The organism is Lysinibacillus sp. GW821-FHT14F06 (assembly GCF_058803665.1).
Window position 1 is genome coordinate 53,577 of sequence record NZ_JBXAPF010000010.1, and the last position, 16,372, is coordinate 69,948.

Below are 16,372 nucleotides of genomic sequence, written 5' to 3' on the forward strand. Positions count from 1 at the left end.
TTCTTGGCGCTCTTTTAGTTTTGAGAATATCAGTGGACAATTTTATTTGTTACTTCTTTTTCCTGCTTACTTCATATTCTTATTAAGTTGTGTTGAAAATCATCATTGCTGTGCGGTCTTCAGCAATGAACTACAATAATAGGTTTACATCATTCCTTTCTTCATGCATTACGGTGCAAGCAAATATAGGAGAATGGCGGATCAGACAACTTTGTCACTTGCTCCGTATGTAACACTTGGCATGCTGCTATACTACTGGTAAAACTACCTCTGCCTCTGGTAACACAAAATCCTTCAAGCCTTCTTGCTCTTCAGACAGCTTTGTAGGCACAATAGCTTCGTCACTATCTCTTGGCTTAAGCTGATAAAATCGGACATCTTCAACGACTACCTCTGTAATAAAAATCTTCGTACTTTGTTCATTTACAAATGACCTTGATTGGATACGGCCATTTGCCCCGATTAATGAGCCTTTCCCGCAATATTTGACAATATGCTCTGCAAGTCTTCCCCATACTGTACAAAGAATAAAGTCAGCATCTACTTCCCCACGATTATTTTTGTAATTGCGATTAATGGCTAAAGAAAAATGTGTTTGCACGCGATTCTCAGATAGGTGTCGTAACACAGGATCTTTTGTTAATCTTCCAACCAGTCCGACTTGATTCATTAATTCACCTCCTTTGCTTTTGATGCTCTCATCTTACAAGGCCGAATACTAAATTGGCAAAACTCGAATTTTATCATTCCCCTTCTTTTTTAATCATAAATTAGTTATATTGGCATTTTTACTAGGCAAAAATTAAATCAATTCATAGGCTGAATGCTTTTGGCTGTAATAGCAAATGCTATTTCATGAAATATGAAATTTCACAGTTTTTTCTTTTTCAAAATTGGCTAGGAACAAAGCAAGGGTCTCTTCATCACACGGTCCAATCGAATGTGTTATACTAATAAAGATGACCGACTTAGGAGGATAATACATAATGAAAACGTTTAAAATGCTTTCTTTTGACCTTGTCACAAAAGATGGCATACAATCATTCCCTTTAGTCGATGGCATTATTATCAATCAGGAAAACAGCCATCAATCATGGATTCTTGAACTGTTTATGGATGGACAATATCGTTCAACCTTTGAATATCTATTAGAAAAAGCTGCAGTCTTTAACGCGCGTGCTGTTATTTCATTTCCAGATAATGAACCTGCCCCTTTCCAAGTTGCCGTACATACTGTTCAAGAAATCGGAGATCATATTTCAGTGCTCTTAAAAGGTACACTTAAAACAAAGCGTTCAAAATATGCAGAGCAATTACTTGCTGAGCTTCTGGCAGAAGGCGTTTCTTTAGATAATTTACTGGATCGTTTCTCCCATGATATGAAAAAACGTCCAAAACTTAAAAATGATTAAAAATAACGTAAAAAAAGAGTGTTCCATTTCTGGATACACTCTTTTATTATTATCGCGTATTCATGTTGTTACGTTCATGAACGTCTACTTTTTCTTCCACAACATTTTCTTTAATAACATTGTCATTTCGTTCAACGCCATTTGCATTTGGTACGTTGTCATAGCCATTTGTACCATTTAAATCAGCGTTTGTTCCAGGTGTTGTAGCTTCAGGTATTGTACGGTTTTCATTAACAGTACCACGCTCAACACCATTCACGTTACGATCGTAAACATCGTTTCTTCGATCTGGATCTAAAGTATCTTCTACTTTGTCAACGCCTCGGCGAACATCGTTTCCAGCATTCTCCACAGGTCTATCTTCAACAGCCCTGTTTCCCCAGTTACATCCCCCAAGGAATAGCGTAGCAAATAGAATAGTGATAAATGACATCTTCCACATATTAAAAACCTCCTTTCTTGGGTGCTATGTCAGCAAATACAACTGGTGCATTTGTGATCCTACATAGAGTGCCCGGGAAAGGAGGGAACTATCCGATTTTCGTACAAACTATTTTTGTTTTTCTTTTAACAAATGTTCAATGTAAGCTGCTTCTGCTTTACAGTCATACGTATATTTTGTACCTAGCTCTTTTTGCAATGTCTCGATTGTTTCGATTTGCTTAGCAGTTGGCTCTTCATTTAAAATTTTCGCAATTACTTCATCGATTTTTTGTGCCATCTCTTCATGAAATTCAGTGCTCAGCAAAACATTTGCTGGAATTTTTTCAATCCATGCGGCATTGTCTTGAAAATAAGTCTGCCAGCTAGCAATGAAGTCTTCCATAGAGAAACGCTTTTCATCCCAACCAATACTTGCTAAGTATGATTCAAAAGATGTTGAAATCGAACGCGTAATGCTAATTTTAACACCTGAAGACAGTTCCTTATACATCTATTTAATCCTCCTACGTTTTAAAAAAACCTAAAATCACATGTATTTCAATTTACAATCGCTATACGCCATCGCATTTTAGAACATAAATAAACTGTTAAATATTTAACAGCAAGGACATGATTCGACATAATTATTTTATAACTTTTAGCCTATAAATGCAAATTAAGCCTGTTTTGGCTGCTCAGGCCCGATAGCAAATAGAATATCTGCTTCACAAACCAGTTCTCCATCAACTGTTGCTACACCGTGACCTTTGCCCATTGCACCTCTTAGTTTAACAAACTCTACTTCCAGTCTGAGCTGATCCCCTGGTACAACCTGTCGTTTGAAACGGCAATTATCAACACCTGTTAAGAAGGCTAAACGACCTTTGAATTCATCCGCATTTAATAACGCCACACCACCAACCTGTGCTAGCGCCTCAACAATTAAAACACCAGGCATTACAGGATAGCCTGGGAAGTGTCCATTGAAAAAATCCTCATTGATGGATACATTTTTTAAACCTACAGCACGTTTTCCCTCATCTAATTCAACGATACGATCAACGAATAAGAAAGGATAACGATGTGGTAAAATTGCTTGAATTTGCTCTGCTGATAACATTTCTATTCCCCCTCAATTTTAAATCAATTTCGCCTTGACGTAATTGTTGCTGTCGCTTCGCTTTCGCACAGATAAACAATGCGTCCGGATTTTGAATTGTGCCCACACAATTCATTCCTTTGAAAATCCGTGACATCCGCCAGAAGCTTTAGGCCAACACGATGTTGGTCACTCAGGCGTTTTCACAGGATGTGAAGATCTTCGCCTGAGTTCCTCTATTTCAGAAGGTGTTTGGACACCCACTGAAAAAGATCCAAAACCGCATTCATCTCACCACCTGTAGAGGTGAGAGTCTTCTGTATCTGCCGCTATGCTTTCGATACAAAAAACATTTGCTGAATGAAGATAAATTATGTAAACATAAAGGATGGTAAAGAATAAAATTATTCTTTACCATTCATAATATCAAATATATGCTGCCATGTTTCTGTTTTAAATACATCCATAGCGTTCCCTTGTCCAATAACACTGTAGCCAAACATTGCACCTAAAACTGCGGCAACAACGACTAATACGAGAACAAGTACAACGCGTAGCCAAATCGGAATCAGCCGTATTTGCACCCATCGAACCTCTCGTTGCTCTCCATTTGAGCGGCGTTCCTTCTCTTCTGGTGGCGTATCGGTTTCTTGTGTCGGCACAGAACGTCGACGTGAATCGTTTGTCATAGATTGTACTCCTCTTCATTCCTACTAAACAGTAATCATGGATCTACTAGCGAATTCCATTAATAAGCCCAAGCATTTGGTCTGCTAAAGTTACCGCTCGTGCGTTGAATTGATAAGAGCGCTGTGTTTGAATTAAATCCGTCATTTCCTTTGAAAGATTTACATTCGACATTTCTAGCGTGCCACTCTGCATGCCAATCTGCTGGCGATTTGCACCTTGTAATTCTGCAACAACCTCAGCCTGTGTATATCCTAGCTGAGCTAGATTATTTGGCAACCCAACATATTGGCCTGAAATGTGCTCCATTAGTTGTGGCTTTTGAAATTCTGTCACGGCTAAATCTGTACGGATAATATCTCCATTTGGATAGGAAGCCTCTAATACGCCTCCATTACGTACAGCAAAGCTTTTTACATTATCCGGTAATGTAATAGCTTGTCCTGTTGCATCAGCTAATGGATATCCATCTGCATTCACAACCATTACTGTTCCATTATTTAATGGTGATAAATAAAAGTCACCTTGACGAGTATACACTGTTTTTGTGCCATTTTCACCATCTGGCATTAAAATATTGAAATATTGTTTTGCTTTATTGAAGGCCATATCTAAATCGCGATTAGTTGTTTGTAGTGAACCTTGCTTTTCATTTGATTGAATTTGTCCAAGCATTGCACCTGAACCATATCGAATACCTACCGGAGATAGACGCTCTGCACGATCTTGCTTGTCATTATTAAATTGCTGATAAAGAAGTTCGTTGAAAGAAGCCTCTTTTGTCTTATAGCCATGTGTATTGCTATTAGCAATGTTATTACTAATGGTATCTAATTGGTTTTGTAATTGTCCCATTGTATTTGTTGCAGTAATCATTGTACGTAGCATTATCTAACGCCTCCAGTTCGCTTATTATACTTTTCCGATTTCATTAACAGCCTTTTCCATGCTTCGATCATAAGCCTGTAGCACCTTTTGATTGGCTTCAAATGCGCGATAAGCTGTCATTAAATCTGTCATCGTGCGACCAGAATCTACGTTTGAGCGCTCAAGGTAATTTTGACGCAGTGTAAAATCAACACCGTTAGCACCATAAGCCGTTGGTAAGTTCTCACCATTCTCTGTTCGAATTAAACCATTATCTTGTTTACGTAGCATGTTCGGATTAGCCGCAAATGATACGCCAACACGTGCTACTTGCTGATCATTGACGTAAATCGCACCAGTCTCATCTAGACGAAAATCATCATTTGGAAGCTGAATGCGTTGACCATTATCTGATAAAACATACAGTCCTTGTGCATTGACTAAATTACCTTGACCATCTAATGTAAAATTCCCATTTCGTGTATATGCCTCGCCACCATCTGGATGTGCTAAACGGAAGAATATAGATCCAGTGATGCCCTCTTCATTTTGCGGTAAGTATCCATCAATCAAGGCCATATCTGTTGAGAAATCTGTATTATAGATTTGACCCTGTATGTAGTTTGGCAATGTTTCTTGCATATAAATCCCTGTATTTAGTGCTCCCACTTGACTCATATATTGAGAGCCCATTTGCTGCTTGGCAGTTGCATTTGTATTTCCAACACTTGACATTAACATATCTGGAAATGAACGAATTGTTGATTGATCCGCTTTAAATCCTGGTGTATTCGCATTTGATAAATTATTAGTTAATAATTCTGTTCGTCTTTGTTGTGCAATCATACCAGTTGCAACTGTATAGAACCCTTTAAACAAAGGAATCACCTCATTCTATTTTTATAAGGATGCAGGCACTCGATCAATATTTTCAAGCATAATGCCTGTACCAATTGCTACACAATCCATCGGTCTTTCTGCAATGAACACAGGTACCTTTAACTCTTCAATTAATAGCTGGTCCATGCCATGTAGTAATGCACCACCGCCAGTAATGATCACTCCACGATCAATTATATCAGCTGAAAGCTCTGGTGGCGTTTTTTCTAGAACATTTTTTGCAGATTGGACAATCATTGCTACTGATTCATGTAAAGCGCGTTCAATTTCCTCAGATTGAATCATTATTGTACGTGGCAGACCTGTCACCATATCACGGCCGCGAATATCCATAGTATCATTTCTACCGCCCTTAAATACTGTACCAATTGTCATTTTTATTGCCTCAGCGGTACGTTCTCCAATTAGTAATTTATATTCTTTTTTAATATATTGTAATATATCATTATCAAAAACGTCTCCTGCGACTTTAATGGATTCACTTGTTACGATATCTCCCATTGAAAGAACTGCAATATCTGTTGTTCCACCGCCAATGTCTACTACCATATTGCCACTAGGTTGGAAAATATCCATACCTGCACCAATAGCAGCAACTTTTGGTTCTTCCTCTAAATATACTTTTTTACCACCAGATTTCTCTGCCGCTTCACGAATTGCCTTTTGCTCCACACTAGTAATGTTTGTTGGACAACAAATTAAAATACGTGGTTTAGTTAAGAATCCCTTTAAATTTAATTTATTGATAAAATGTCTTAGCATCGCTTCAGTAACATCAAAGTCTGCAATAACACCATCGCGTAATGGTCGAATTGCTGTAATATTACCTGGCGTGCGCCCTACCATTTGGCGAGCTTCTTCCCCTACTGCTAATACTTTATTTGTTTTTTTATCAATTGCCACTACAGATGGCTCATTTAAGACAATTCCTTTACCTTTAACGTGGATTAATACATTCGCAGTTCCTAAGTCAATGCCAATATCTTTCGAAAACATTTTATAATTTCTCCTTCCCGCCAGTTCCCACTACATAACGTTCATTTTTATCCCGCATAAACAGGCAGTAGACTCCCACTTCAAGACGTAAGCCAAGTAAATAATATAATCGGGAAATCAACTGCCGTAATATTCCGGTTAGTTCAACTAATAATCAGTGTGGGATGAGGACAATCCACACTGATTGAAGCTTCACTTTATCTCTTTATCTAGAATATTTTATCATACACTATTGGTAATTTCACCTAAATTTAGTGAATGTGGCTGTTTTCTTTTAATTATATGAACAATAATAGAAAACAATAATACGTTTAAAATAATCTTTTGTTAAGTTTGTCTTTAACAACAAAAAAAGAACGAATCATTCTTGACTCGCTCTTTCTTTCCACTTGTTTTTCGTTGCCTCTCCTCCGCGAATATGACGTACGGCCTTATGGTAGGCGAGAATTTCCTTCACCTGCTCTGCTAATCCTTCATGAATTGTTGGCAATCGCTCTGTTAAGTCTTTGTGCACCGTACTTTTTGAATAACCTGTCATTTTCGCGAGGACACGCACAGTCTCACGCGTCTCAATCAATAATTCACCGAGGCGTATGCAGCGCTTCCGAATGTGCTCGTGCACGTTCTTCGTCCTTTCCACACAATTTCACAAAATGGCTTTGGCATCAGATGCACGTATGCGCATTTCTTCACCTTATGTAAGGACAAAGCTATTCAGAACACGTTTTACACTTTCTCGATCAATTGCTGATGATTTATTCCGCAACAACGGATAGTAAGATTCCATATACCATCAATATCTTTTACTGTCATTGTAGCGGTCGATTTTCCCTATTTTAAAAGGCTAGTAATTTTTTCGGATTCACATATTTTCCGTCTTCAAGTACTTCGAAATGCAAGTGAACGCCTGCTGCTTGATTCCACTCATTGTCAGTCGCTTTTCCTAATGCCTGACCTTGTGTTACTTCATCGCCTTCTTTTACGGCAATATCTTTTACTGAGCTATAATGTGTTTGCTTACCATCTGGATGCTCAATCACAATTTTATTGCCTGTAAATGCATCTAGTTTTACTTCTAGTACTTTACCACTCATAGCAGCTAACACTTCAAATTCTTCACCATTCATAGCAAGAGAAATACCAGATGAAGTTGTAAATGTTTGATTAAATACCATTAGTGCATTTTCACGTGCCTCTGCATTAGCCTCTACTTCATAAAATTCTTGTAAAACTTGTACTTTACTAAGATTTGCTTCTTTGAATGGATACTTCATTGTTTCTGTACGAGCATTTGTTTCAACTACAGGACCTGGATCTACTTCTGCCAAATCTGGTAACGGAGCCTCTTCTACCTTTGATACAAGACTATTGTAACCAAATAGCATACCTGCTAGCATTAATGCACCACCAGCATAAACCGCTGGCCAAAACCAAGGTTTCTTCTGTAATTGACCTTTTTCATTTTGTTTTTGAGAAGTTTTACTATTTTTATCCTCTCTCATTTTCATCACCTCTAGTTGCAGTGTGAACAACTAGAAGTTATTTTAAACATGCATCTATCTTTTTTATCTCAATATCCTGATAATAATAGTGTAAAATTTCGTCAGCAGTTTTCCCTTCACTTGCCATTGCCTCAGCTCCATACTGACTCATTCCAACACCATGACCATATCCTTTTGTACTCACTTGTATTTTTCCAGTATTAGTATCATAGGAAATTTTAAAATCAGTAGATGGTATTTGCAAAAGTGTTCGAACCTCTCGTCCTGACCATACATTTTTACCTAGCTGTAAACGTTCCACACGTCCTGTATCATTAAAAAAATACTGAATGCGTGAGAAATCACTTACCTGCCATTTATCAGGCCAAATTGTATTCCACTCAGCTAATGTCCATTCCTTGACCGCCGAGAATTTTGGTGAAGATTGATCAGACATACTAGCTACACTTTGCAAATATGGAAGATCATTGCCACTATAACTATAGGCACTTTCTGTTTTGCCGTTGCTGGTAGAATGAAACATAGCTGTAATTAATTGATTATCGAAAAGAAGAACTTGTCCTTTTGTTTCATTAATAGCCTCGACAATTTTCTTTTCATTTCCTGGGAAATTGCTAGTCCAATTCGCTTTTCTTTGCTCTTTATTATAAAAAACTTGTCTAGCAACTGTGGGAGCAATTGCTTCTCTACCATAATTTGTCGATTTCAATGCATATGTTCTTGCTGCAATAGCCTGCGCTTTTAAAGCCTCTTTTTTAAATGAAACAGGCATTTCAGCAGCTACTACACCCATAACATATGTTTCTAAAGGGATTTTCTTCTGTTGCCCCTCCACTTCTATAAATATTTCACACGCATTGTCCGTTGTTTGGACTGACTCCTCAGTTGAACGTCTCTCACTAAATGCAACAGGAAGCACATATAATGTCCCTATCAAACAAATGATACCTACACTCATTATCCATTTTTTCATAAGGAATAATATGCTAAAACTCTTCTAAATATGTGAACCTTAGCGAAACAATATATAGATCGTCTAGTATCGAATAACTCATCTAAGAAGGTTATTACAAGTTACTATTTTTGTTCAAAGTCAGCTAGTTTATATTCCAAATGGGACAGATCACTTTTTGTTGGCTTCAATAAAAAGAACCCTCTGCTTTTAAGCAAAGGGTATCATTCAACTATTTAGTTTGTTGGTAATTCCACAGTAGATTTCTCGTTTATAACAATTTCTTCAACAGGCACGCGTTCGATATTGGCACCAAGTGCTGCTAATTTTTCATGGAATTCTACATATCCACGGTCTAAGTGATAAAGTTTAGTCACACGTGTTACACCTTCAGAAACAAGACCTGCTAAAATAAGTGCAGCCGCAGCACGTAAATCCGTTGCCATTACCTCAGCGCCTTGAAGATTTACAGGTCCTTCTATGAAGACTGAGCGTCCTTCTATTTTAGCACCAGCATTCATGCGACGGAATTCCTCAACATGCATAAAACGATTTTCAAAGACTGTTTCTGTAATAATACTAGTACCTTCAGCTGTTAGCATTAAAGCCATCATTTGTGATTGCATGTCTGTAGGGAATCCTGGATGTGGCATTGTTTTAATATCTACAGCCTTTAATTTATCGGGAACTCGTACACGAATGCCTTCATCTAATTCGATGATTTCAACGCCCATTTCACGCATTTTAGCAATTAATGCTGTCATATGCTCAGGAACTGCGTTTTCAATCGTCACATCTCCTTTAGTGATGGCTGCAGCAACCATAAATGTGCCAGCCTCAATACGATCAGGAATAATATGGTGCTCTGTTCCATATAATGTTTCTACACCTTCAATACGAATAGTATTCGTACCTGCGCCAATAACTCGACCACCCATACTATTAATAAAGTTTGCAAGATCTACAATTTCAGGCTCTTTCGCTGCATTTTCAATTACAGTTGTCCCCTGTGCCAATGATGCAGCTGTCATAATATTCTCTGTTGCACCTACACTAGGGAAGTCCAAATACACATTTGCTCCTTTTAAACGGCCATTTACTTTTGCCTCTACATATCCGTGACCAAATGAGATTTTTGCTCCCATTGCTTCAAAGCCCTTTAAATGTAACTCGATTGGGCGAGAGCCAATTGCACAGCCTCCTGGTAAAGCAACTCGAGCATAGCCATTGCGAGCAAGTAATGAACCCATTACTAAAATGGATGCACGCATTTTGCTTACATATTCAAATTGAGCTTCACTAGAAAGTTCTTTTGTTGCATCTATATATACTGCATTGTCTTCTGGTATATATGTAACTGCTGCATTTAAACTTTTAAGTACTTCATTTATTGTAAAGACATCTGCTAAGTTAGGGACTTCTTTAATTACATTTTCTCCCTCAGAAGCAAGTAAAGCCGCCGCTAGGATTGGTAACACTGCATTTTTTGCGCCCTCTACACGTACTTTTCCTTGTAGCTTTTGGCCACCAGTCACTATTATTTTTTCCACCCTATGTCCCTCCGAATTTAATCTATTAAGCTATCGAAATTTTATTTAAAAAAGAAGTATAATGTCATAATCAGTAAACAAACAACTCTATAGTACAACTTTTTCAACGCTCGTTCAAGCATCCAAATCACTATTTTAAGCCATTTAATAATATTTTGCTATTTATTTATTGTACGCATGAAATTTTATTTTGTGAATGACCAATAACATAGAACGAAAGCGTTATTTTCTAATACATACCCAAAGATTTGTGAATCAATTTCGCCTTGGCGTAATTGTAGCTGTCGCTATGCTTTCGATACAGATAAACAATGCGTCCGAATTTTGAATTGTGCCCAGGCCTGCACGAGGGCCGACACGATGTCGGTCATTTCGGTAATGCCACAGGACGTGGCGTTTTTACCGATGCAGGTCAGTTAGCCGTTTTCGCAGGATGCGAAGGTTTTAGGCTAACATCCTTTATTCATTCCTTTGAAAATCCGTGACATCCGCCGGAGGCTTTGGGCCAACAGTTGTTTTTTGCGCGAAAGCGTAGTGCTAACGTAGCGTCAGTAGCAAGATGTTGGTAACTCAGTCATTGCCACAGGACGTGGCATTCTTAGACAGAGTTCATCTATTTCAGTAGGTGTTTGGACACCCACTAAAAAGGAACCAAAACCGCATTCATCTTACCATTTGTAGAGGTGGGAGTCTTCTGTATCTGCTGCTGTCGCTATGCTTTCGATACAAAAAACATTTGCTGAATGAAAATAAAAAACAAAATTTATTGAATGGAATAATCCATCTTTTTTACATATTTCAAAGGACCTCATAAAGCGAAACTTCACTCAGGTTTTTTAATTGATCTCCCACTTATATTTGCTTCACTTAAAGCTTGAAGTGGGAGTCTTATACCGGATACTTCGCTTTCGTTACAGATCAATTACACCTCAGCGTAATTGCGTTGGGATTTTTTTCGAACTCGCTCGAAAAGCTCCTCTTCAAAATCCGTGACATCCACCAGGGGCTTTAGGTCAACAGATGTTTTTTGCGCGAAAGCGTAGTGCTAACGTAGTGTCAGTAGCACGATATTGGTCATTCAGGCGTTTTTACAGGATATGAAGATCTTAACTTGAGTTCCTCTATTTCAGCGAGCGTTTGTACGCCCACTGAATAGGAAAAAAAACGCATTTATATCGCCACTATAGAGGTGAGAGTATTCTGTTGAATAAAGATAAATTGCTGCACGTTTATGCGGATAAATTTTGTTATAAAGCCCTGTGAAATATGTATATTCATTTTCTGCATTTTAGGATAGTAATAAGGGGCTATAAGATGAATTAAAACAGATAAGGGAGTTTACCAGACCAATTTGACACCTGGAGGAAAAAATTTGAAACAGTTGTTCCGATCGCAATACTCAATAATATATAGATCAACTGAATTTGAAATACTTTATTTTTCTTAAAGATCTTTTCAAGCATAAAAGCTTGTAGCGCATAAAAAGTAATAGCGATAAAAAATATATGAGATAAAATACCCAACAAAGCTTCTTGCCCTATCGATTCATATAATTCCATCGTAATCCCTCCATATTCATTAAGATCCATTATTCTACTTGCTGTAAAAACACTGAATAATGTTAAAAAACGGGCAGATGTTGAATCTGCCCGTTAAAATTTGAATTAGATATTACCCTCATGAACGTTGATACGATTCAACGCACGTTTTAATGCTAGGTCAGCACGTTTGAAATCAATGTTGTCTTGTTTACTTTGAAGACGTCCTTCAGCACGTTTAACGGCTTCTTTTGCACGTTTAACATCGATGTTTTCAGCAACTTCAGCAGAAGGCGCTAAAATTGATATCTTTTCTGGACGAACTTCAATGAAACCACCGCTTACAGCAACAATATCAGTTGAACCGTTTTCTTTTTTAAGCTTCACTGCACCAATTGCTAGTGGAGCGACCATAGGAATATGGCCTGCAAGAACACCGATTTCTCCAGAAGTTGTTTTAGCGATTACCATTGTTACTTCAGAATCGTATACTGGGCCGTCGGGAGTGACAATATTGACTTGAACTGTCTTCATATTTTTTCCTCCTCGTCCCTAGTATTAAACCTCTACGCCCATGCTTTTCGCTTTTTCAACTACCTCATCAATAGAACCAACTAAACGGAAAGCATCTTCTGGTAGGTGATCCCATTTGCCATCAAGGATTTCCTTGAATGAGCGAACAGTTTCTTTAACAGGTACATAAGAACCTTTTTGACCAGTAAATTGTTCCGCAACGTGGAAGTTTTGAGATAAGAAGAATTGAATACGACGAGCACGTTCTACTGTTTGTTTATCTTCATCAGATAATTCATCCATACCTAAGATAGCAATGATATCTTGTAATTCACGGTAACGTTGGATTGTACGTTGTACGCCAGTAGCTACTGCGTAATGCTCAGCACCAACGATTTCAGGCGATAATGCACGAGAAGTCGAAGCTAGTGGGTCAACCGCAGGGTAGATACCCATTTCAGATAATTTACGCTCAAGGTTAGTCGTTGCATCTAAGTGGGCGAAAGTTGTAGCTGGCGCCGGGTCAGTATAGTCATCGGCTGGTACGTAAATCGCTTGGATAGAAGTTACAGATCCTTTGTTCGTAGATGTGATACGCTCTTGTAATTTACCCATCTCAGTTGCAAGTGTTGGTTGGTAACCTACCGCAGAAGGCATACGACCTAATAGGGCAGAAACCTCAGAACCTGCTTGTGTGAAACGGAAGATATTGTCGATGAATAAAAGTACGTCTTGGCCTTGTTCATCACGGAAGTATTCCGCCATTGTAAGACCAGTCAATGCTACACGCATACGTGCACCTGGTGGTTCGTTCATTTGACCGAATACCATCGCTGTTTGCTTGATAACGCCTGAATCGCTCATCTCGAAGAATAAGTCGTTCCCTTCACGAGTACGCTCACCTACACCAGCGAATACAGAGATACCTGAGTGCTCTTGTGCGATGTTGTTAATTAATTCTTGGATTAATACTGTTTTACCTACACCGGCACCACCGAATAGACCGATTTTACCACCTTTGATATATGGTGCAAGTAAGTCTACTACTTTGATACCTGTTTCAAGAATTTCAACTGAAGTTGAAAGATTCTCGAAAGATGGTGCTTCACGGTGAATTGAATCACGACGTGCGTCAGCAGGAATCTCTTCACCTAAGTCAATTACTTCTCCAAGTACGTTGAATACACGACCTAGCGTAACTTCACCAACTGGTACTGAGATAGCTTTTCCTGAGTCTGTTACTTCTGCTCCACGTTGTAAGCCATCAGTAGATGACATCGCAATTGTACGAACAGAATCATCACCTAAATGAAGCGCAACTTCTAATGCAAGAATTGTTGGTTCTTCATTAGGACGTTCAATCTTAACTGATAATGAGTTATAGATTGCTGGTAATTGACCATTGCTGAATTTTACGTCAACAACTGGACCCATTACTTGAATAACATGTCCTTTATTCATTACTGTGTACCCTCCTATCGTATTCTTATACGACATTGGGAAGCTGGCCTACTCTAAGGCTGCAGCTCCACCAACGATTTCTGTAATTTCTTGTGTAATCGCCGCTTGACGCGCACGGTTGTATTGCAATGATAGATCTGAAATAAGATCAGATGCGTTATCTGTTGCATTTTTCATAGCCGTCATACGAGAAGCATGTTCACTTGCTTTTCCATCTAATAATGCCCCATAAACTAAGCTTTCCGCATATTGTGGAAGTAATACTTCAAGAATTGCTTCGCCAGATGGCTCAAATTCATAAGAAGCTGTACCGCTTGCAGGTGCAATATCTGTTAATGGAAGAAGTTTTTTCTCCGTCACTTCGCTGGCAATAGCGCTGACAAAGTGATTGTAGTACATATAAAGTTCATCATACGTACCATCAATGAACATACCAACAGCATTACGAGCGATTTCTTTAATATCAGCAAAGGTTGGTTGGTCCGGAAGACCGACAACATCACTGATAACATTATGATCACGTTTTACAAAGTAGTCACGAACAACACGACCTACTGCTAAAATAACGTATTCGTCTTTTGATCTATGACGTTCGTTAATTGTACGTTGTACTTGACGTAGGATGCTTGAGTTGTAAGCACCTGCAAGTCCACGGTCAGAACCAATGACTAAGTAAGCTGTTTTCTTAACAGGACGAGCAGTTAACATTGGATGTCCGCTGTCTTTTGTCCCGGAAGCAATCGCGCCTACTACGTCCTGGATTTTTTCCATGTAAGGAACGTAAGCTTTAGCGTTTTGCTCTGCACGACGTAACTTTGAAGAAGAAACCATCTGCATCGCTTTCGTTATTTGCTTCGTACTCTTTGTAGAAGTAATACGACCTTTTATTTCGCGTAAGTTTACCACTGGTATTTCACCACCTTCTGTTTTTTAATCAAGTGACTAGTCGATCTTATTCTGATTTAGCGAAAGTTTTTTTGAATGCACTGATTGCTGCTTCATAATCCGCATCAGGAGCAAGCTCTTTTGTAGTACGAACATGATCTAAAACGTCTGTATGGTTTGTATCTAACCAGCTTAAGAATTCAGATTCAAAACGAACGATATCTTGTACTGGAATATCATCTAAATGACCTTTAGTTAATGCATAAAGAATAGCAACTTGTTTTTCTACTTTTAATGGTTTGTTAAGGTCTTGTTTAAGAACTTCAACCGTACGTTTACCACGCTCAAGTTTACCAAGTGTTACCTTATCTAAATCTGAACCGAATTGAGCGAAAGATTCAAGCTCACGGAATGCTGCTAAGTCAAGACGTAGCGTACCAGCAACTTTTTTCATCGCTTTAATTTGAGCAGATCCACCTACACGTGATACTGAAAGACCGGCGTTAATAGCTGGACGTACACCTGAGTTGAATAAGTCAGATTGTAAGAAAATTTGACCATCAGTAATTGAGATTACGTTCGTTGGGATGTATGCAGAGATATCCCCAGCTTGTGTCTCAACGAATGGAAGAGCTGTAATCGAACCATTTTGATATGTTTCATTTAACTTCGCAGCACGTTCAAGTAAGCGGCTGTGTAAGTAGAAAACGTCACCAGGGTAAGCTTCACGACCTGGAGGACGACGTAGAAGAAGTGAAAGTTCACGGTAAGCAGATGCTTGTTTAGAAAGATCATCATATACGATTAACACATGTTTACCTTGTAACATGAATTCTTCTGCCATAGATACACCAGCTAATGGTGCTAGGTATAATAATGGAGCTGGTTGAGAAGCAGAAGCTGTCACAACGATTGTATAATCTAAAGCACCATTTTTACGAAGCGTTTCTACTACACCACGTACAGTAGATTCTTTTTGACCAATTGCAACATAGATACAGATCATGTTTTGGTCATTTTGGTTAAGAATTGTATCGATAGCAACTGATGTTTTACCAGTTTGACGGTCACCGATGATTAACTCACGTTGACCACGACCGATTGGTACTAATGCGTCAATTGCTTTAATACCAGTTTGTAGTGGTTCGTGTACTGATTTACGAGCCATTACACCGAAAGCTGGACTTTCGATTGGACGAGATTTTGTAGTGTTGATAGGACCTTGTCCATCCACTGGTTGACCAAGTGGGTTTACAACACGGCCAATTAGTTCTTCACCAACTGGTACTTCCATGATACGACCTGTACGACGAACTTCATCGCCTTCTTTGATGTCAGTGTATGGACCTAAGATTACGATACCAACGTTACCTTCTTCTAGGTTTTGAGCCATACCCATAACACCGTTAGAGAACTCTAAAAGCTCTCCAGCCATGGCGTTGTCGAGGCCATGAGCAAGAGCAATACCGTCACCAATACGGATAACTGTACCAACTTCGCTTACTTTAAGTTCAGATTCATAATTCTCAATCTGTTGTTTAATCAGACTGCTGATTTCTTCAGCCTTGATGCCCATGTATGTCACCT

18 protein-coding genes are annotated in these 16,372 nt (G+C 38.7%); 1 reads left to right on the plus strand and 17 read right to left on the minus strand.

Annotation, left to right across the window (positions count from 1 at the left end; genetic code table 11):
• Positions 1-247 precede the first annotated feature (247 nt).
• Positions 248-670 carry a single-stranded DNA-binding protein gene (locus tag AC1RNS_RS11300; protein WP_492992687.1) on the minus strand — a complete coding sequence of 141 codons (423 nt, stop codon included), beginning with the start codon at positions 668-670 and terminating at the stop codon, positions 248-250.
• Between the two features lie 316 nt (positions 671-986).
• Here AC1RNS_RS11300 and AC1RNS_RS11305 point away from each other — a divergent pair, with 316 nt between their 5' ends.
• Positions 987-1,412, plus strand: a complete 426-nt coding sequence (locus AC1RNS_RS11305) for a YwpF family protein (RefSeq protein WP_492992689.1) — start codon at positions 987-989, stop codon at positions 1,410-1,412.
• 49 nt (positions 1,413-1,461) lie between these two features.
• Here the strand turns inward: AC1RNS_RS11305 and AC1RNS_RS11310 are convergent, their stop codons facing one another.
• The 16 genes from AC1RNS_RS11310 to atpA all read right to left on the minus strand — a co-directional run bounded on the left by AC1RNS_RS11310 (position 1,462) and on the right by atpA (position 16,361).
• On the minus strand, positions 1,462-1,854 hold the full coding sequence (locus AC1RNS_RS11310) for a hypothetical protein (protein ID WP_492992691.1): 393 nt from the start codon (positions 1,852-1,854) through the stop codon (positions 1,462-1,464).
• A gap of 108 nt (positions 1,855-1,962) precedes the next feature.
• Positions 1,963-2,346, minus strand: a complete 384-nt coding sequence (locus tag AC1RNS_RS11315; RefSeq protein ID WP_492992692.1) for a hypothetical protein — start codon at positions 2,344-2,346, stop codon at positions 1,963-1,965.
• A gap of 165 nt (positions 2,347-2,511) precedes the next feature.
• Positions 2,512-2,955, minus strand: coding sequence for a 3-hydroxyacyl-ACP dehydratase FabZ (gene fabZ / locus AC1RNS_RS11320; protein ID WP_427539979.1), 444 nt, complete (start codon positions 2,953-2,955; stop codon positions 2,512-2,514).
• A gap of 383 nt (positions 2,956-3,338) precedes the next feature.
• Positions 3,339-3,623 carry a DNA-directed RNA polymerase subunit beta gene (locus AC1RNS_RS11325; RefSeq protein ID WP_492992693.1) on the minus strand — a complete coding sequence of 95 codons (285 nt, stop codon included), beginning with the start codon at positions 3,621-3,623 and terminating at the stop codon, positions 3,339-3,341.
• A gap of 46 nt (positions 3,624-3,669) precedes the next feature.
• A complete protein-coding gene (locus AC1RNS_RS11330) occupies positions 3,670-4,509 on the minus strand; it encodes a flagellar hook-basal body protein (RefSeq protein ID WP_492992694.1) in 840 nt (279 codons plus the stop codon).
• Positions 4,510-4,533: 24 nt separating this feature from the next.
• Complete coding sequence (locus AC1RNS_RS11335) at positions 4,534-5,367, minus strand: flagellar hook-basal body protein (RefSeq protein ID WP_492992695.1); 834 nt, start codon at positions 5,365-5,367, stop codon at positions 4,534-4,536.
• A 21-nt stretch (positions 5,368-5,388) separates the two neighbouring features.
• A complete protein-coding gene (locus AC1RNS_RS11340; RefSeq protein ID WP_492992697.1) occupies positions 5,389-6,384 on the minus strand; it encodes a rod shape-determining protein in 996 nt (331 codons plus the stop codon).
• 361 nt (positions 6,385-6,745) lie between these two features.
• Positions 6,746-7,006, minus strand: a complete 261-nt coding sequence (locus AC1RNS_RS11345) for a sporulation transcriptional regulator SpoIIID (protein ID WP_010858004.1) — start codon at positions 7,004-7,006, stop codon at positions 6,746-6,748.
• 214 nt (positions 7,007-7,220) lie between these two features.
• On the minus strand, positions 7,221-7,886 hold the full coding sequence (locus tag AC1RNS_RS11350; protein ID WP_492992699.1) for a peptidoglycan DD-metalloendopeptidase family protein: 666 nt from the start codon (positions 7,884-7,886) through the stop codon (positions 7,221-7,223).
• Positions 7,887-7,923: 37 nt separating this feature from the next.
• Entirely contained in the window at positions 7,924-8,859 is a 936-nt protein-coding gene (spoIID, locus tag AC1RNS_RS11355) for a stage II sporulation protein D (RefSeq protein WP_492992700.1), read from the minus strand.
• A gap of 215 nt (positions 8,860-9,074) precedes the next feature.
• On the minus strand, positions 9,075-10,388 hold the full coding sequence (gene murA, locus AC1RNS_RS11360) for a UDP-N-acetylglucosamine 1-carboxyvinyltransferase (protein WP_492992701.1): 1,314 nt from the start codon (positions 10,386-10,388) through the stop codon (positions 9,075-9,077).
• A 1,319-nt stretch (positions 10,389-11,707) separates the two neighbouring features.
• Positions 11,708-11,947 carry a DUF1146 family protein gene (locus tag AC1RNS_RS11365; RefSeq protein WP_283870736.1) on the minus strand — a complete coding sequence of 80 codons (240 nt, stop codon included), beginning with the start codon at positions 11,945-11,947 and terminating at the stop codon, positions 11,708-11,710.
• 105 nt (positions 11,948-12,052) lie between these two features.
• Positions 12,053-12,460 carry a F0F1 ATP synthase subunit epsilon gene (locus AC1RNS_RS11370; RefSeq protein WP_492992702.1) on the minus strand — a complete coding sequence of 136 codons (408 nt, stop codon included), beginning with the start codon at positions 12,458-12,460 and terminating at the stop codon, positions 12,053-12,055.
• Between the two features lie 24 nt (positions 12,461-12,484).
• Positions 12,485-13,900 (minus strand): F0F1 ATP synthase subunit beta, encoded by a 1,416-nt coding sequence (atpD, locus tag AC1RNS_RS11375; RefSeq protein ID WP_492992703.1) that lies wholly within the window; start codon positions 13,898-13,900, stop codon positions 12,485-12,487.
• 48 nt (positions 13,901-13,948) lie between these two features.
• Entirely contained in the window at positions 13,949-14,806 is an 858-nt protein-coding gene (atpG, locus tag AC1RNS_RS11380) for an ATP synthase F1 subunit gamma (RefSeq protein ID WP_283870734.1), read from the minus strand.
• 46 nt (positions 14,807-14,852) lie between these two features.
• Positions 14,853-16,361, minus strand: coding sequence for a F0F1 ATP synthase subunit alpha (gene atpA, locus AC1RNS_RS11385; protein ID WP_492992704.1), 1,509 nt, complete (start codon positions 16,359-16,361; stop codon positions 14,853-14,855).
• Positions 16,362-16,372: the final 11 nt, after the last annotated feature.